The 19,405-nt window shown below is 39.1% G+C and carries 15 protein-coding genes and 1 other annotated feature; of the genes, 1 reads left to right on the top strand and 14 read right to left on the bottom strand.

Annotated features, from left to right (window positions below):
• The first annotated feature begins 147 nt into the window (after positions 1–147).
• Positions 148–1,179 carry an AraC family transcriptional regulator gene (locus H8Z77_RS09675; RefSeq protein WP_186996878.1) on the top strand — a complete coding sequence of 344 codons (1,032 nt, stop codon included), beginning with the start codon at positions 148–150 and terminating at the stop codon, positions 1,177–1,179.
• Between the two features lie 320 nt (positions 1,180–1,499).
• Here the strand turns inward: H8Z77_RS09675 and H8Z77_RS09670 are convergent, their stop codons facing one another.
• The 14 genes from H8Z77_RS09670 to mreD all read right to left on the bottom strand — a co-directional run bounded on the left by H8Z77_RS09670 (position 1,500) and on the right by mreD (position 19,404).
• The gene (locus H8Z77_RS09670) at positions 1,500–2,954 is read right to left on the bottom strand and encodes a hypothetical protein (RefSeq protein ID WP_186996877.1); all 1,455 of its coding nucleotides are present in this window, start codon (positions 2,952–2,954) and stop codon (positions 1,500–1,502) included.
• A gap of 87 nt (positions 2,955–3,041) precedes the next feature.
• Positions 3,042–4,412, bottom strand: a complete 1,371-nt coding sequence (locus H8Z77_RS09665; protein ID WP_186996876.1) for a hypothetical protein — start codon at positions 4,410–4,412, stop codon at positions 3,042–3,044.
• A gap of 20 nt (positions 4,413–4,432) precedes the next feature.
• Positions 4,433–5,569 (bottom strand): hypothetical protein, encoded by a 1,137-nt coding sequence (locus tag H8Z77_RS09660; RefSeq protein WP_186996875.1) that lies wholly within the window; start codon positions 5,567–5,569, stop codon positions 4,433–4,435.
• A 144-nt stretch (positions 5,570–5,713) separates the two neighbouring features.
• Positions 5,714–6,952, bottom strand: a complete 1,239-nt coding sequence (locus H8Z77_RS09655) for a hypothetical protein (protein ID WP_186996874.1) — start codon at positions 6,950–6,952, stop codon at positions 5,714–5,716.
• A gap of 29 nt (positions 6,953–6,981) precedes the next feature.
• Positions 6,982–8,328, bottom strand: a complete 1,347-nt coding sequence (locus tag H8Z77_RS09650) for a hypothetical protein (RefSeq protein ID WP_069987888.1) — start codon at positions 8,326–8,328, stop codon at positions 6,982–6,984.
• A gap of 22 nt (positions 8,329–8,350) precedes the next feature.
• The gene (locus H8Z77_RS09645) at positions 8,351–9,526 is read right to left on the bottom strand and encodes a hypothetical protein (protein WP_186996873.1); all 1,176 of its coding nucleotides are present in this window, start codon (positions 9,524–9,526) and stop codon (positions 8,351–8,353) included.
• 410 nt (positions 9,527–9,936) lie between these two features.
• Positions 9,937–10,578, bottom strand: coding sequence for a hypothetical protein (locus H8Z77_RS09640; RefSeq protein WP_186996872.1), 642 nt, complete (start codon positions 10,576–10,578; stop codon positions 9,937–9,939).
• Positions 10,579–10,654: 76 nt separating this feature from the next.
• On the bottom strand, positions 10,655–11,230 hold the full coding sequence (locus H8Z77_RS09635; RefSeq protein WP_186996871.1) for a signal peptidase I: 576 nt from the start codon (positions 11,228–11,230) through the stop codon (positions 10,655–10,657).
• A gap of 441 nt (positions 11,231–11,671) precedes the next feature.
• On the bottom strand, positions 11,672–13,453 hold the full coding sequence (gene aspS / locus H8Z77_RS09630; protein ID WP_186996870.1) for an aspartate--tRNA ligase: 1,782 nt from the start codon (positions 13,451–13,453) through the stop codon (positions 11,672–11,674).
• 54 nt (positions 13,454–13,507) lie between these two features.
• On the bottom strand, positions 13,508–14,818 hold the full coding sequence (gene hisS / locus H8Z77_RS09625) for a histidine--tRNA ligase (protein ID WP_069987866.1): 1,311 nt from the start codon (positions 14,816–14,818) through the stop codon (positions 13,508–13,510).
• A gap of 282 nt (positions 14,819–15,100) precedes the next feature.
• Positions 15,101–15,328 (bottom strand) — a binding site (T-box leader).
• Positions 15,329–15,341: 13 nt separating this feature from the next.
• Entirely contained in the window at positions 15,342–15,743 is a 402-nt protein-coding gene (locus tag H8Z77_RS09620; RefSeq protein WP_069987861.1) for a methylglyoxal synthase, read from the bottom strand.
• A 38-nt stretch (positions 15,744–15,781) separates the two neighbouring features.
• Positions 15,782–16,510, bottom strand: a complete 729-nt coding sequence (locus H8Z77_RS09615; protein WP_069987858.1) for a nucleotide-binding protein — start codon at positions 16,508–16,510, stop codon at positions 15,782–15,784.
• Between the two features lie 299 nt (positions 16,511–16,809).
• Positions 16,810–18,855 (bottom strand): peptidoglycan D,D-transpeptidase FtsI family protein, encoded by a 2,046-nt coding sequence (locus H8Z77_RS09610; RefSeq protein ID WP_186996869.1) that lies wholly within the window; start codon positions 18,853–18,855, stop codon positions 16,810–16,812.
• Between the two features lie 18 nt (positions 18,856–18,873).
• A complete protein-coding gene (gene mreD / locus H8Z77_RS09605; protein WP_069987855.1) occupies positions 18,874–19,404 on the bottom strand; it encodes a rod shape-determining protein MreD in 531 nt (176 codons plus the stop codon).
• Position 19,405 lies beyond the last annotated feature (1 nt).

Below are 19,405 nucleotides of genomic sequence, written 5' to 3'. Positions count from 1 at the left end.
ATCATATCTTTTTTTGAAATAACAGGTAATTTTTTGAGGTATTTTCGGTAACATATTGAAATTATGCTGGATTCGTTGTGTTTTTTAATCTATATTTGACAGTGTTGCACAAAAATGATATGCTAACAAAAAGAGGAGGAGAGCCGTATGGTACAAATTGATTTGGACTTTTATATAAAAAAGGCATTGGAACAATGGCAGCAGTTTAATCAGCGTATAGAGGGGGAGTCCTCTCATCCATTCCACGATCCAAGCGATTCCCCAGATATTTTTACTGTGCCAGAAAAAGGGCTGTTTTTAGAAGGAGAAAATATCGCGATTTCGATACAAGCAAAACAATTGTTAAACCCTGATGTATTTTCCTCCAATCAACACGAATTTTTACACCACCACAATTTTTTTGAATTTAACTATGTGGTAAGGGGAATTGTTAAAAACCAGTTAGAAAATGCAGTGATGCTACAGGATAACAGTAAATTATTAATTATGAATCCCTACGCTATCCACGATCCTCAACTACAAACACCGGATACGATCCTATTTAATATTTTAATTAAAAAGAATTGGGTGGAACAGGTCTTTGTTAATCTACTTTCGTTTAACCAGTCTTTTTTTAATTTTTTCTTGGATGCTGTTTATGGTTTAAACCATATTAATCCATACCTGATTTTTGATAACACACCCCGCTTAATTTTTTTAATTCATCAGATGATTAAAGAATATTTTGACCATAACCTTTGTTACCAGCAGGTATTATTTGCTAAATTAATTGAATTATTTGCAGAGCTGACCCGGCAACAGAGCGACCACCACCAAAAAGAAAATGTAAAAATCCTGCAAAATCGGGATTTATCCAGTGTGTTACATTATATCCAAAACAATTATGCCACTGTTACGTTAGAAGAAGTGGCGGATAAGTTTTACTTTTCTACCAGTTACCTTTCCAAGCTCATTAAAGCCAATACCAATTTAAACTTTACCGAACATATTACTCATCTTAAACTGCAAAGTGCCTGCAATTATTTAACCCATTCTGACTTACCCATTGATAAGATTACCGAAATTATTGGTTATAATGACTCCAGCTATTTTTCCAAGGTGTTCCGGAAACAGTATGGTATGACCCCCAAACAATACCGGCAAATCCAAATATCCTCCCTTTCAAGTGTTCATGATTAATATACTAGAAAAATGTATTTCTTTTAATTTCAATTCAACTGCTGATCATAGTTCTCCAAAAGTATAAGTTCCTATTTTATTACAAAATTGGCTTTCAACACTAAATTGGTAAATTTATCAATCTCTACTTTCATTTTATCTTCTAAGCCTATATTAATTCCATTCCTGATTGATAAATAGTTCCTTAGGCCGCAAATTTTTTAGACCTGATACAGATAATCCCATAAAAGAAACCGGGACGATTTTTAAAGAATCGTCCCGGTTTCTACATTTATAATTTTTATGATAGGATACTTCTAAATTTAAATCATAAATTAATACTATTTTATGATAATAGTACTGTTATCATCTGACGCAGCTGTAATTTGGTCATAATTACCGCCGTTGCTAATTGTAGTTGTGTGTCCATTAAAGGCAGCAGCATAAATCTCAGTGAAATTTTCTGGTACATCAAAAGTAACACCGGACAGTGTTGCTGTTGCATCATATGGATAGGAGTTTGGGTTGGAACGGTTCCCTACAACAAGTGCTGCCATTGGAACTTCGTTTCCACTTCCCCAATTTGCATCATTATATTTGCCACCATCCTGATATTCTGCTGTACAAGTTAGAGTACTATTTGTGATATTTACGGTTCCGCAACGGTTAATAACCGCCTGACGGTCAGCGGTAATTTTAGAATTTTCGATATTCAATGTTCCAGGGATATTGAATAAGATTGCCGCAGTATCATGGTCACTTCTTTCCGCGACCAAGGTGGAGTTTTTAACGTTGATGGTTATATTGTGACCTGTTTGATTGTTGCTGGCATTAGTAGAAATACAATAGTTGTCATTGGTTTTAATCTCAGAATCAATGACATTGAGGGTCGCTTTATTGACGCCATTACTTACCAAAAGAGGGCTGGCCCCAGCTGGAGTTGTCATTGCAACGTTTTTAAGTGTTAATTCAGAATCTTCTTGCAAAGCAATTGCAACTTGGCTACCTTGTTCTGGAGTAGCTGTATAATTAAGGGTTCCATTTTCCATTGTTAAAGACTGACCTTGTTGCAGTATGGTTGACCCTCCCTCATTGATAGTAAGAGTTTGACCATTCAGATTGAGTTCAGGGGATTTTGTTGCTTCAATTGTATCTGCGGAAACCTCTACATCCCCAGTTAACACAACTGATTTTCCCGCTTGTAAAGCTGTTGTTAAATCTTCTGTTGAACTAACTGCTGAATACGCATTTTCAAAAGCTTCTTTTGCACTTGTAAAGCCATCTTTTTGGATCGCGTGTGCTGTAAATGTTAAATTGACACCATCTTTTAAACTACCATCTGGATTTAACATACCATCATTATCCAGTGCAGCATCATATGTAACTTTATTGTCCTTTAAAACAGGGAATGTTTTTGGGTCTGCATCTTTTGCTACCTCTCGGTAATAAACTTTGGTAGCTCCTACATTCCAACCTTCTAATTCTGTCCAACCTTCCGCAATAGTATAATCTACGAGACCATCCGTATTATCTGTTACGATAGCGTAAACATAGGAAGGCACGGTATTATTTACAGTAATGATTGGGTCTTTGGATTGTTCGGTTCCAGGGATAATATTATAGTCGCTTCCAGTGGTTTCACTTAAGGTTACCAAAACCTTATTGGTATTAAAGTTATTTATTACATCATCTGTGGTTCCTTGCAAATAAGCATAGGTTCCTCCACCCAGTACCATTGCCGCTGCCAGCGCAACCGCCAGCCCAGTGGTTACTACTTTTTTCTTACTAATTTTCATGTTTTTTTCATTCCTTTCAATGTTTTCATTTTTTACTACAATACATGAAGTTTTATTATCATTTCTGACAATAAATAGTATAATAATTTATTTTGCTGTTACAGTCCATTTATCATTGGATTTCGTCACATTATAATGTTCTGTATCCACATAATCGGATGGATCTACATTAAAGGTTCCACCGGTAATCACCAGGATATCTGTTGCCGGAACATTTCCAGAAACTTCAACCAGTTTTCCACCTGGAGCAACATTAAAATTGCCTCCCTTTACCTCAATTTTTTGAGTGTAACCGCTTTGAGATTTGATATAAAAGAGACGACCATCCGCATTAAAAGTACCATCATTAATAGTAGTAATAGTAGGTACTCTCTGAGAACCCCAGGAAAGGTAAATACACTCTCCAGAACCATCGCCTTCCTTAGTTGCGTTAAAGGTTCCGCCATTAATCTCCACACTTCCAATGATATCTGCCACAACACTGGCATTTCCTTTGCCTTCAAAGGTACCACCGTTGATAACAACACCCACCGTTTCACTACTCCTCTGGAGCTGACAGTAAACTACCGCATTATCATGACGATATTTACCACTCTCGATAGTAATAGTTGGCTGCCATGCAGTAACAGCCCCTATTTGCCGCATACCACCACCAGGCAGTTTTACCAATTCACTATCAATACTATACCCACCATTATTATTAGGGTCTCTTAACACAAGATTTACAGAAGGGCCTCCATTGGTGGTAGTACCATTTTCAAATGCACCACTAAAAGTTTTCCCATTAAAATCAATGCTAGAGTCTTTCAAAATTCCCAACTGAATACCATCTTCAACTGTAATGTTATCCTGTAAAATGATGTTCCCACCATTCTGCTGAAGCATCTCCTTCAAATCAGCAGCAGAGGAAACAAACGTTGGCATTTGCTTATAAGCATCCACTGCATTTGCAAACGGTTCGGATTGGATTGCATGTGCTTTGAAAGTCAGTGCGACACCATCTTTCAATGCGTCTCCTTCCATCATGTCACTATTTCCCAATGCTGCGTCATAAGTAACGCTATCCCCTGCTAATACAGAAAATGTTTTAGTTTCTGCGTTTGCCGCTACCTCACGGTAATAAATATTGTCATACCCATCCAGTTTTGTCCAGCCATCCGCAATGGTATAGTCAACCAATCCGTTTGTGGCATCTGTAATTTCTACATACACATAAGAGTCTACGGTATTGTCTACCGTCACTGTTGGGTCTTTGGATTGTGTTGTGCCAGGAATAATTTCATAATCATTTCCGGTAGTTTCGTTCAGTTCTACCAGAACCTTATTGGTCTTAAAGTTGTTTACTACATCCTTTGTGGAACCCTGCAGGTAAGCATAGGTTCCTCCGCCCAACGCTATCGCTGCTGCCAACGCAACTGCTAAGCCAGTAGTGACTACTTTTTTCTTATTAACTTTCATGACTTCACACCCTTTTATATTTATCTACCACTATTAACTGTTATTTTTCCATTTCCAGCATGAATAGGGGTCTCTGATCCATCAAAAAGACCACCATTTACAATTACTGTATCAGTTCCTGTTGCTGTATAGATATGAGCATTATTGCCGCTACGTTTAAATGAACCGCTTTCAATGGTAACTGTACTATTGTATTCCAAATACACATCGTAGTAATCACCAGCTGTAATATCTACATTCCTTAAAGTAGCACTAGAATTTCCGATTACTTGCATACCACCAATAACCGTTACTCCATCAATTACCACATTCTTCGCACCAGATGTTACATAAAGTGGATAATTGGCCCCTTGGTTCGTTAGATTAATCACACCGTTTTTTAATGTGATATTATTAGCTGCTAAAGAAAACGGATCACCATTTTTTCTGTTTGTAACAGATAAAGTTTTTCCATTCAAGTCTATCGTACAATTTGGAGTTACAATATAAGTATCATAGGTGCCATCTGGATGGGTTCCTGTATGAACAATGGAAATATCTTTTTCTAATTTGATAGTTTGTCCTTCTTTTACTGAACCCAACGCATTTTTAAACTCCGTGTCAGTACTTACAGTAACTGGTATACCTTTATATGCTGATACAGCATCGGCAAATCCATTTTTTTGAATAGCATGCGCTTTGAAGGTCAACGCAACACCATCTTTCAATGCGTCTCCTTCCATCATATCACTATTTCCCAGTGCTGCGTCATAGGTAACGCTATCTCCTGCCAATACAGAAAATGTTTTGGTTTCTGCGTTTGCCGCTACCTCACGGTAATAAATATTGTCATACCCATCCAGTTTTTCCCAACCATCCGCAATGGCATAACTAACCAACCCTTTTGTGGCATCTGTAACCTCTACATACACATAAGAGTCTACGGTAGCGTCAACGGTTACTTTTGGATCTTTTTCCTGTGTTGTGCCAGGAATAATATTATAATCATTTCCGGTAGTTTCGTTCAGTTCTACCAAAACCTTATTGGTATTAAAGTTGTTTACTACATCCTCTGTGGTGCCCTGCAAATACGCGTAGGTTCCTCCGCCCAACGCCATTGCTGCTGCCAACACAACTGCTAAGCCAGTAATGACCACTTTTTTCTTATTGTCTTTCATATCATTTTCATTCCTTCCAAAATTTTTGTCTATTGAGAATGACTAAATAGAATGATACCGACTTTGAATCACTTTTCTTTTAAAACTGATTGTATACAAAAATAATTCCATCATACTAGGTTTCCTTGGCTAGCAAATTTAAACTTAATGATTCTCACTGGTACCGGTAAAACGATAATAGGCTTCTTTTCCGGTAATTGTACGCCCTACACTATTACCGCAGATATAGATACCACCTGTAGATCCATCCATTTCATCCGCTGTATTTTCAAATGTATTGTTTCCGCCAAAATCAATACCATTGATATTGACATAATAGATCCCAATCATATCGTCTTTCATATTGGTGTTTGCGCCAAAATGGTTATTTGTGATGGTAACTTTTACATCTGAATTGGAATTTAGTGCTGCTTCAATATGGATAAACCGACTTTTATTCCCCGCTGGAACTGGATTTTCCAACGAAAAAGTACAGTTGTTAATCACGATTTCCGCGCCTGCTTTTGGTGTTATTTGGATAGAATCCCATTGTGGATTGATAAAGGTACATCCGTCAAATACAATCTTAGAAGCCAAATCAGTGGCATAAACAGAACTAGCGTTATTAGACTGATTGGTTGGGGAAGTAAAGGTTATGTTTTGGAAGGTTACATTTGCATTACTTGCAACCGAAATTGGTTGGTTGGAAATGACCGGATTTTTATCCCCAGCAATGGTGATATTTTTTGCGATTGTCATTGGTTTATCTAGCACCATATCATTGTTTAGTACGATAGTATCGCCATCTTTTGCATCTTTAAGGGCTGTTTCCAGTTCAGATGATGTTGAGGCAATATAGTCAGCATCTATGTATAAATAGGCTGATACAGCGTTTTCAAATGGTTTGGATTGAATTGCACGTGCTTTGAAGGTCAACGCAACACCATCTTTCAATGCGTCTCCTTCCATCATATCACTATTTCCTAGTGCTGCGTCATAAGTAACGCTATCCCCTGCTAATACAGAAAATGTTTTCGTTTCTGCGTTTGCCGCTACCTCACGGTAATAAATATTGTCATACCCATCCAGTTTTGTCCAACCATCCGCAATGGCATAACTAACCAACCCTTCTGTGGCATCTGTAATTTCTACATATACATAAGAATCCACCGTATTGTCAACGGTTACTTTTGGGTCTTTTTCCTGTGTTGTACCAGGGATAATATTATAATCATTTCCGGTAGTTTCGTTCAGTTCTACCAGAACCTTATTGGTGTTAAAATTGTTTACTACATCCTTTGTGGTTCCTTGCAAATAAGCATAGGTTCCTCCACCCAGTACCATTGCCGCCGTCAGTGCAACCGCCAGCCCAGTGGCTACTACTTTTTTCTTATTAATTTTCATGTCGTTTTTATTCCTTTCTAATACTGCAATTAATGGATTGTAAATTGAAAAGAATCCAATGCTTCTTCATACACGGATACATATGGGGACAGCGCTTCTTGTGTAGCGGCAATCTGTTCGCCGTTTACAAAGAAAGTACAGTTTTCAACATCCACTGTTGTGTTAATCGCCCGGATTGACATAAAATATTGCTTGTTTCCTGTTGTTTGGTTTGCCTCAATTCGGCAGTCTTTAAAGGTAAATACACCGCCGCTAGCACCGGTTGCACTAGGATTTCCATCTGCGTTATCTACAACAACTGTCGCAAAATCGTTCCATCCATCCTCATTATATCCTTTGTCATTTAACCCAATTAAAGTACAATTCTCAAAGGTTGCTTTCATATTTGGTGTATGTATATTCATTGCCGCCCAACCCTGGATCGTTGTATTTTTACAGTTAATTTCCACATTTTCATTTCCAAATGCGAAATTAAATGCGTAATAGCTTGCTGACAGGGATGAATCCTCAATATTAATGGTTACATTTTTGGATTGACCAACGGATATTCCGCGGGTATAGGCTCCTGTAGTAGGCCCTACCAGATCCACGTCCTTAATATTAATCGTAGTTGGCTCTGTTTGATCGGTAATGCTAATAATGCGATTGTTGTCTTTTTGTGGAGAATTGGTTGGAGCAGTTAGTTTATGCCCATTCCCAATAATATTCACTTCACCAGAAGCATTCAAGTATGCGTTGTCTAAGGCAATATCCGTTGTTAAAACAGCTGTCTTGCCTTCTTGTAAAGCTGTTGTTAAATCCGTAGAGGTATCCACTGTTGTGTATGCGGTTTCAAAAGCAGCTTCTGGGCTAGCAAATCCATCTTTCTGGATTGCATGCGCTGTAAATGTCAGGTTTAAACCATCTTTTAAAGTTCCATCTGGATTGACCATATCGCTATTTTCCAATGCAGCATCATAGGCAACTTTATCTCCCGCCAGTACAGAAAATTCTTTTGCTGCTGCGTCTTTTGTTACTTCACGATAATACACTTTTGTATGTTCGCCATCCCAGCCGTTTAACAGAGTCCATCCATCTGCGATGTCATATTTTACTAGACCATTGGTGTTATCTGTTACAATCGCGTAAACATAGGAATCTACAGTATTGTCAACGGTGACTTTTGGGTCTTTCGCTTGTTCTGTTCCAGGAATAATATTATAATTACTTCCGGTCTTTTCTTCCAGAGTTACCAGAACCTTATTGGTGTTGAAGTTGTTGACTACATCCTTTGTAGTGCCCTGCAAATAAGCGTAGGTCCCTCCACCCAACGCCATCGCTGCTGCAAGCATAACAGCTGCTCCAGTAACGATTATGCTTTTCTTATTCCGTTTCATCTTTGGTACTCCTCTCAAAATATTAATCCGCTACTACAGTATACCAAGTTCCTTTGGTATCTGTGGATTTGTCTACATGATAGCCTTCTGCTACAAAATTTGTATTTTCTCCCTCTACTGTACAATTGGATGGATCAAATTCAAAAAATTTGCCGCCTTTTACAATGATATTGGCAGTCTCATCTTTATAATTTGCATCTTTACAGTTTAATGTCCATTTTGGAGTTTTACAAATAAAGGTTCCGCCATTAATTTCAATGGTTCCTGTCTCACAATAGATTAAGTCATATTGTGCATCGTTACCATTTACTTGTTCATTTGTATAAGTACCGTTATTGATAATTAATTTGGCAAACTGGCTAGTAGTCGATACTGCCATATGGTATCCACCTGCATCATTAGAAACACCACTAACAGTACCCTCCCCATCAAGGGTTAATGTTGTATTGGTCCCTACCTGGAATACACCCCAGTTTGTTGTATTTTTGCTATTCCCCAATACTTTTCCATTCAAATCTACTGCAACATTGCCTTTATTAGACATCTTTGTAACAGTGGCAAAATCAATATTATCTTGAACAATAAGATTATGCGCTCCGTTTTTAATAGCGGATTCAAAGCTCTCCTCACTATTTGGCATCTCTACTCGATAAGCATCTTCAGGATTATAAAATGGTGCCTTTTGGATAGCGCTTGCCTTAAAAGTAATGGTCTCACCTGTTTTTAATTTTCCAGTTGTCCACATCATATCGCTATTTTCTAGGGCTGCATCATAAGATACCTGATTATCTTTTAGCACATAAAATTCCTGTGGGTTATCAGAAGCCTCAATTTCACGATAATACACTTTTGTAAATTGGGTTGTGTATTTTTCAAGTGGTAACCAGCCATCTACAATCTCATAGTCCACTAAGTCCGCTACCTCATTCGCCAATTTTACTTCTACATATACATAGGAGGGCACTGTAGCATTCACTGTCACTTTTGGGTCTTTTTCTTGTGTTGTACCAGGGATAATTTCATAATCATTCCCCGTAGTTTCTTCTAACTCTACCAGAACTTTATTGGTGTTAAAGTTGTTAACTACATCCTTTGTAGTACCCTGCAAATAAGCGTAGGTTCCTCCGCCCAGCGCCATTGCTGCTGCAAGCATAACAGCTGCTCCAGTAACAACTATACTTTTCTTGCGATTTCTCATCGTTTACTCCTCCATTTTTGTCTGTTCATCACTTGAAACAATTGTGTGAATCTTTCTTGCGTGTCCACATTAGGCCACCCACTATCCCAGAAGCTCCAAGCAACATAGCAGCAAGGTACCATCCAATATGGTTGCTATCTCCTGTTGGAGGTTTGGAAGGAACATTGGGCTCCGATTCGGATGGTTCTGTTGGTTGGGATGGCTCCGTTTGGCTCTCCCCTGTAAAGGTATTCACACAGGTTACCGAAAGTGAGGTCACATAAGCAGTAGTACCCTTTACCGTCTGTGTATATAGACCAATAGTGAGGCAAACACAGATTGCCAGTAGAAAAAACGATTTGAAAAGTAAAAGATGCTTTTCTTTTTTCGTCATTTATGTACCCCTCCTTCTTTCCAAATTATTTGCGACATCATGCAATTGGTGGAACCGTTATAGTAACATCGCCCAATCCAAACTGTTTTACAGCAAGATCTGTCGCGGTAGCTACATCAATGTTAGCAGTTTGTACAGCAAATGCTGTCACGCACAGTTTTCTTTCGCCTAAGCTCTCAATATCTGCTTTTGTCAATTCTGGGGAAATAGTAACTGTCGTAAAAATCGGTTTTAATACGATATCTTCTGTTGATTCCAGAGCGTTTACCTTTGTGCTATACGCGTAAACAGTATTACCGCCTGATTCTGCTACCTTCAACCATGCGTCTGTAGCGTAGTTCATGGTAAATTTATCGTTTAGGCCATTTTCTACTAACAGGAACACATAACATTCTTCACTACCTTTTAGCACCGTTGGAGTTGGATCTTTATCCAGCACAGCACCGGCAACATATTTGTAGTTATTAGCGTTTACCCGCTTTGCATCTTCCCCTGTTACTTTTTTGCCGTTCGTGTCAACAAATGCCTCATCTAATTTAATAGAAATCGCACCTCCCGCAAAGGTGTTTACCACCGGTTCACTGGTGGAAGACAGCCAGGATAGTGTTGGCATAACTGTGAGCATTACAATTACAGCAAGCAGTACACTGGTGAGCATGAACTTTTGACTTTTCCGCATTTTTTTATTCTCCTTTCGGTAAAATTTATTTTCATATGGCAAAATAGGAACTAGTTTACCATACTAAAACCAAATATTACGATTCTGAAACATTATGATCCGATGACAATACACTGTTATCTTTTTCCGAATCTATTTTTTTCTTTGTATTTTTTCTAGCGACAATATCCCAAACCAAAGAAAGGATAAACAGTATAGCAATTGCTCCAATCACAAAGGGACGATTTTCATCAGCGGTTAAAAAACGCATTGGCTTGCCAAGCCATGGAATGCCAAATGCAACCTTACCTACTGTGTTTCCCCATAATACAGGCGCCGCGTCTTCTGTGTTGTTCGCATCGCCTTTTGTGATAAAGGTTTTATCTGTATGATTGATATCAACTACACGGTGTGTTACAAGTATACCATCTTCATTGAGTACATAGGTGATTACATCGCCTACCTGTATTTTTTCTGGTTCAATTTTTTGTACAACAACCAATGTATCCACCGGATATTGAGGGGACATACTGGGACTGTCAACCGAAAACATACTCCAGCCAAGCACCTTAATCACAACAAATACAATTGCTATAATTGCTACTATCGCAGTAATAAATGTGGACAAAAAATCTCCTACAGTCTTTAAGGCGCTTTTTATTTTTTTGTTCATTTTTTTACATTATTCTCCTTTAAAACGCAAAAACGTACAACTTTAAAGAAATATTTATCTTTAAAGTAAGTACGTTATATAGTAATAGAAACGATTTAGATAACACAAAATAGACAGAATTTACCTCTGTCTGTCTATCTGTTAAAATTACGCCCTGCATTGTCATAAAAATCAAGACCTTATATAGAAATTATTAAATTTTTATATACATAATTTTACACCTTTAGTATATCATACCTTGGTAACTTTTTCAATAAGATTTCAAGTATTTACATATTATTACAGGTAAATATAACAATTTCCTCGCATTTCTCCATAAACAAACACATAATATGATAAGTTATAACTTATCATTGCAATTATTTTATAAAAACAGACAAAAAGACGCGGATAAAACAATCCACGTCTTTCGTTAGCCTATTCCATTACCATAACATATTCCTATTCTTGTGGTAAGTTGGTTTTAATATAAAGTTCATCCAGCTGTTTCTGGTCTACTTCTGCTGGACATTGAGTCATCAATTCACTTGCGTTCTGTACTTTTGGGAACGCGATTACATCACGAATACTTGGTTTGTTCAACATCAACATGACCAGACGGTCCAGACCATACGCCATGCCGCCATGTGGTGGAGCGCCATACTGGAACGCATTAATCAGGAAGCCAAACCGTTCTTGTGCTTCTTCTTCCGAGAAACCAAGTGCCTGGAACATCTTCTTCTGCAATTCAGGGTTGTTAATACGGATAGACCCTCCCCCAACTTCACAGCCATTCAATACCATATCATAAGCTTTCGCATGGCAATGAGCTGGATCGGTCAGTAGCTTGTCCACATCTTCGTCCGCAACTGCAGTAAATGGGTGATGTTTTGCCACGTAACGGTCCTCTTCTTCATCGTATTCAAACAGTGGGAAATCGGTTACCCACAGCAAGTCAAAGCTATTTTCTGGAATCAGTTCTAGCTTTTCCGCCAGATGACAACGTAAAGCTCCCAAAGAATCATATACAACACTGTTAGATGGGTCAGCTACGATCAGGATGACATCCCCTGTTTCTGCTCCCATTGCCTGACGGATGGCTGTTTTCTCTTCCTCACTCAGGAACTTCTCATAACTAGAACTCCCTTCCTCGGTATTCAAGCGAGTATAGGCCAATCCTTTCGCACGGTAGGTTTTCACATATTCCACTAGTTTGTCGATTTCTTTACGGGAAAGCTTTTCCGCCCCGCCTTTCACATTGATACCACGTACACTACCAGTGGATAAAGCGCCAGCAAACACTTTAAACTCAGTATTCTGTAATAGGTTGGACAAGTCCACTAGTTCCATGCCAAAACGGGTATCCGGTTTATCGGAACCATAACGGTTCATAGCTTCCTCATATGGAATACGACGGAACGGGGTTTGGATATCAATATCCATAATCCGTTTAAACACATATTTCATAAACCCTTCATTCATAGCGATGACATCATCTACATCCACAAAGCTCATTTCCAGGTCAATCTGGGTAAACTCAGGCTGACGGTCCGCACGTAAGTCCTCATCACGGAAACAGCGGGCAATCTGCATGTAACGGTCAAAACCGGCAAGCATGGTAAGCTGTTTGTAAAGCTGTGGAGACTGTGGCAGGGCATAAAATGCTCCTGGATGCACACGGGATGGCACCAAATAGTCACGGGCACCCTCTGGGGTGGACTTAATTAAAATTGGGGTTTCAATCTCGATAAACCCGTTTTCATCATAGTAATCCCGAGCGGCTTTTACGATTTTATGGCGCATCATCAAGGTATGCTGCATTGGTGAGCGGCGCAAATCCAGGTAACGGTATTTTAACCGCAGCTCTTCATTTACCTTTGTTTCATCGGTAATTTCAAATGGTGGAACCTCTGCTTCGGACAAGACACGCAAATCCGAAACAAAAACCTCAATATCCCCAGTTGGGATCTCTTTGTTTTTGCTCTCCCTCTCCCGGATGTTCCCCTTTGCCATTACGACAAATTCTGAACGGCACCCAGCCGCTTTTTCAAATACTGCACGGTCTGTGGCATCATCAAAGGCCAACTGCACAATACCGGTGCGGTCACGTAGATCCAAAAAAATCAGATTTCCTAAATTGCGGCGTTTTTGTACAAAACCGCATACCACTACTTCATCGCCAACTGCTGCGTTAACTACTTCTACACAATAATGGGTCCGTTTTAACCCTTTCATCGTATCCATTGATTCTATTCTCCTTTTGTTCAACAATCTTTCCCCAGTATTCTACCGGTTATATTAAAATGAAATATCTTCATCGCCTATTTGGTCGCTTAAATCTTTCAACTGTTTTTCATACACCACATTTGGTAAATCCTTAAACTCTACCTGCTGTACGCTGCCATCTTCCATGTCTTTTACTTTAGCAGAACAACTTTGGATCTCATCATCCCCCAATACGCAGGAAAGTTTTGCACCAATTTTGTCCGCATATTTCATTTGGGCTTTTAGGCTTCTTCCCACAGTATCGGTTTCGGCATAGAACCCTTCTTTTCTCAACAGGTAAACCAGCTGGGTGGCTTTTAACTGGGCTGCCTGTCCAATCGTGGCAATAAAAAGATCGCAGGTATTTGGTTCCGGAATTTCAATTCCCTGTGCTTCCAATACCATCAGCAGACGTTCCAGACCCATACCAAATCCCAAAGCAGGAGTTGGTTTTCCACCCATGGTTTCCACCAAAGTATCATAGCGTCCGCCACCGCACACGGTGCTTTGTGCTCCCAAATCATTGGAAACAAATTCAAATACGGTACGGCTGTAATAATCCAAGCCACGTACAATATTTGGATTCACAGTAAACGGAATCCCCATTGCGGTCAAGCTCTGTTGTACCTGTTGAAAATGTTCTGCGCAGTCCTCACAAATATAATCCAATACTTTTGGCGCGTTTTTCGTGATCTCTTTACAACTTTCTACTTTACAATCCAAAATACGCATTGGATTTTTTTCCAAACGCTCTTTACAAGTATCACACAACTGGTCAATATTCTCATAAAAATACTGCTTTAATGCTTCTTGATATTTTTTGCGGCATTCCGGGCATCCAATGGAATTGATCTGCAATTCCAGATTTTTGATCCCTAAAGTATCAAAAATTTCATACGCAACACTAATCACTTCCGCATCTGCGCTTGGTAAAGCGGAACCAAACATCTCAATCCCAAACTGATGGAATTCCTTAAAACGTCCTGCTTGTGGACGTTCGTTCCGAAAACAACTTAGTATATAACAAAGCTTTAATGGAAGAGCATCGTTGATAATTCCTGTTTCCAATACAGAACGGACCGTACCAGCAGTACCTTCTGGACGAAGGGAAAGGGAACGCCCTCCCCTATCCTCAAAAGTAAACATCTCTTTTTGTACTACATCAGTAGTGTCCCCAACCGAACGCTGGAACAACTCAGTATGTTCAAAGGTAGGTACTCTAATCTCACGGAAACCAAACATACCTGCCGCTTCCAAAACCAGATTTTCAATAAACTGCCATTTATAGCTATCCTTTGGAAGGATATCCTGGGTTCCCCTTGGTGCTTTGGTCAAAAGTTTCATTCCTGTCATCCTTTCACTTTACAATCTTAATATTTTCCATAAAACCAATGTTTTCAACGAAATTCTTTCTTTTTATCATAGCAGATTCCCCACAATAGTACAACTATTTTTGTTCTATTTGTAAACCTCCTTTGAATGAAACCGAACATTGGTATAACAGCACTAGCTACAATAATATATAATATTTTTTGATTCTTATAAGACAATTCAGCTTCTATTACGGTACTATTTGATTCATGTGTACTTATGGTATACCGCAATAAAAAATAATATCCCCGTCCACCAAGGGACGAGGATAATTCCACGTGTTGCCACCCAAATTTATGCAGCACAAAAAATAGCTTTTTTGCTACACCTTCCATTTCTTTAACGCAGAAATTACGGTTTTGCTTTTTTTCACAAAACAGCTCTAGGGTGTCTTCTACAGGGCAGGAAAAACGACTTTCAGCAGTTGCCATTCTCTCTGGACTTCCTGGGGAGCTGTATACTCTTCCCTTTCAGCGCATTATTATCGTATCGAATTTTATTGTGGGTTTACAATATTTCTCCAGTCTAAATCACCGCGTTCCAAACCGTGGATGAGCACCTCCGCAGTTGCGATATTAGTTGCTAACGGAATGTTATGCACGTCACAAAGGCGGAGCATATCCATTTCGTTTACCTCTCTGGTTTTATCCGCTAAAGCATCGCGGAAAAATAGCAACAGGTCAATTTCATCATAAGCGATACGGGCAGAAATCTGCTGGTCTCCCCCTTGTTTACCACTTAAAAAACGTTGGATGCTTAGACCTGTCGCCTCAGAAACCAACTTTCCGGTTGTGCCAGTAGCGCACAGATTATGCCGGCTTAATACGCCGCAGTACGCAATACAAAACTGTACCATTAGTTCTTTTTTGGAGTCGTGCGCAATTAACGCGATATTCATATAACTCTCCCCTTATATTAAATTAATCGGATAAAACTTTATTGTACTACCAACGGTGTGTGTTCGCCTGTTAACCGCTTGGCTATTGCTTGAAACGTCCGTTCAGATAAACTGCCAGTGCTTAATGGAAGCCCTTTTGCTGTACTGTACCAAATATCCTGCTGGTCTTTTACCACACCTAGCAACTGGACACCTACACCATCGATCACCGCATCCAAATCCGGTACCATATCCTTTTTTAACGCTTCTTTGGAAACTTTGTTAATAATCAGTCGAAGTTCCGCCGCTTTATTTTTCCGCAATACAGCTGCTACAATAGCTGCGTCACGGACGCAAATTGGGTCAGGAGTAACTAAAAGTAAAATTGTATCAGATACTGTAGCCAATGCATCTGTTAAGCCATAGCCCGCTGTTGTATCAATAATTACAAAATCATATTTGGTTTTTAATGCGGAACAAATGGCAGAAACCTCTTCTTTGGTAGGGAATCGTTCAAATTGTGAAGGTGCATTGATTAATGAAAGATTTTTACAATCTGGTACATAGTTTACAGCGTCTTTTATACTACACCTGCCATGTAGGATATCATTAAAATCATAAACAGAATCTGAAACGCCTAACATGATATCCAAGCCACGGAGGCCACAATCCAGCTCTAAAATCACAGTGGCCTTCCCTTTCGCTGCTAATGCTCTACCTAACAAGCAGCTAAAGGAGGATTTTCCAACCCCACCTTTTCCAGATGTCACTGAGATTACCTTACTCATGGTTCCTCCTATTGCCTAGTTCTCCATTTTGCTATCTTACTATAATTCTACATGATTTCAGGATAAAAATCTATATTTTTATCACAACTTAATGTATTTTTGTTTGTTGTTACAAAAAGCAAATTTTTAACACTTACATTACTGTTCAATTATAACATGTATGAATTCTGAAAATCAACGTTTTTTATTACAATAAACGGAATTTCGTACAGGTTACATAGAATTATTTTCTATTTTTTGTACTATTTATCCATTCAATTTTTTCATATTATCATGCAAATTATCCAATTTTTGTTAAATCAACTATTTTGATGTTCCTGTTGCCACTGCTGGGCGGACTGTTTACTTGCCTCATATGCTTGAATCACTGGTACCACCATATCTTTGGCGTAAGATATTCCATCACCCCGTTCGATTACTACCGCAATCGCAATTTCGGGTTGTTCTGCTGGATAAAAAGCAACTGCTGCAGAGTCATATACTGTTTTTGTTCTTTGAGGAGTACCAGTTTTAATGGCAATATTCATTCCATTCATCTCTGGGTACTTGGTACTAACAGATTCCATCCCTTTGGTTGTTTCTTCAAAGGCGTTATTTTTATCCTCCAGTTGGTTCATGATCTGTTTTTCTGTTTGTTTTACTGTTTCAGAACCATCAAATTTATCCACTTGTTTGATAATATGGGTATTATAACGAATCCCTTTGTTTGCGATAGTCGCCATCTGGGTTGCCATCTGGACTGGGGTAACATAGGTTTCCATCTGTCCAATCGCACTCTGCATCGCGTCACCGATACCATTCCATGGAATACCCAATTTTTCTGCGGTTTCTTTGGAAGTAATCCTACCAGTGGCATTGCTCAGCTCCAGACCAATGTCAGTCCCCAGCCCCAAAGCATTGGAATATTCGGTAATTTTATGCTCATCGATTTCCTGTAATGATTTACCTACATTATAAAAATAAATATTACAAGATACCTTTAAAGCATCATATAAATTCAAATAGCCATGCCTGCTTAAACAGTTAAACGGTGTACGGCTGGTATCACCAGGTAAATACATTGTTTTGGTACAATTAAACGGCTTAGAAGTTCCCGTCATAATTCCTTCGCTGACTCCTGCGACCGCCATAGCCGTTTTATAGGTGGAACCTGGACGATAAATCTCTTTAAAAGACCGGTTCAGCATTGGCTTTTTTGGATCGGCATTTAAGGTGTCATAATTTTCACTCATAGTATTCAGGTCATAGCCTGGATAACTTACCGATGCCAATATACTGTTATCACTGGTATCCAGAACCACAACGGAACCTCCAGTGATTGCACTGTGTTGGGATAATCTTTGATAAAATTGGTCTTGAATTTGTTTTTGTAAGACAGAATCTATGGTTAATACGACGTTATTTCCAGGTTTTGCTTCTTCTTCCATGTATTGATTCACAACGGTTCCATCTGCGTCTTTTTCCAAAATCATGACGCCGTCAGTGCCTTTTAGGTCGGATTCCATCAAAGCTTCTATCCCAGTACGACCAATATCATCATCCATGTTATATCCTTCAATATCCTTATATCCGGTAACCCCTGATTTTTCGTCCCCTTCCCAGTCCTCTTTCAACATAGGACCAATGTTTCCCAAAATATGAGGTGCCAAAGTTCCATCTACATATCCTCTGGTATAGGTTTCGCTGATTTCTACACCTGGGATTTCATTCTGCATTTCAATCAGTTGTGCAGCAAATGTTTTATCCACATTTTCTGCAAAGGTATATGGATTGCGGTCAGAAAAATTTTCTACTTCCATCATACAACGGATTGCCACAATGGTTCTAGTATCCTGTTCGTTGTAACCATTAATTTCAAATTTTTCTATGGCATTATCCATACATTGTTGGGCTGTACCGTAATCTTGCATTTTGAGCATTGATTTTAGTTTTTCAATCTCAGAGTCCATCCCATCTTTAAACTGATATTCTCCATTGACAGGTTGTTCTGTAATAGGGAACTCATCCCTCCAGGCTGCACCCTGTTTCTGGAACAGCTGGGTTAAACGGAGGATAACCTCGTTCTCCTTGCCCTCTGGCAAGCTTCCACGGTTTAACTGAATGTTTAACACTAGTGAATTGGTTACTAACGGCCTGCCGTAACGATCCAGGATTTCACCCCGAGCTGCCTCTACATTGGTACGAATCAAGTTATTACTGTCCGCTTTTACCGCGTTTTCTTCCCCATGTACTACCTGGATATTCATCAGCTTGATAGAAGCAAAAATAACCGCAACCATCAATATTGCGGATAATACAAGCAGACGCACTTTCTCTTTTCTTTTTGGTTTTTCTGAAGTTGCCATACTGGCTGACCTCCCTTCTTACCAAGAGCTATCCTCTTCTGCAACCGGATAAATTTTTCTTCTGATTTTTTGCATGATTAAGAAGAAAATCGGACTAAACAACAAGCTGTATCCAATTGTAGGAAGGATATTCCTTACCAATAATAGACCCATATGGGAATAACCCCAAATGAGATAACCGAAAACAAAATCAATCAAAAAATAAATTACCAATGTACCCAAACAAAACAAAATATTGTTAATTACATTGGATTTTACCAAATACATGACCAACAACGAGATGGTGACACAACAAACCATCAAGATAATGACAGAAGTACCAAACAGCCGGGATGTTGCACTATCCCATAAACATCCTGCTACAATACCAATAGCAGCTGCGGAACGCTCATGTTCCAACATGGCAATCGCCACAGCATAGGGCAAAACAAAAACCGGACGCACTCCCATAATCTCTAAAAACCCTGGTGTGGTCTGTAGAATAAACAGGAAAAACAGGATTACAATATAAATCACCCATTTTAATACCGACCGGGTGGATTTTTTCATG

It is taken from the genome of Clostridium facile, assembly GCF_014297275.1.
Lineage (GTDB): Bacteria > Bacillota > Clostridia > Oscillospirales > Ruminococcaceae > Massilioclostridium > Massilioclostridium facile.
The sequence above is the reverse complement of the archived record's forward strand: the minus strand, read 5'-3'. Positions and strand labels throughout refer to the sequence as shown.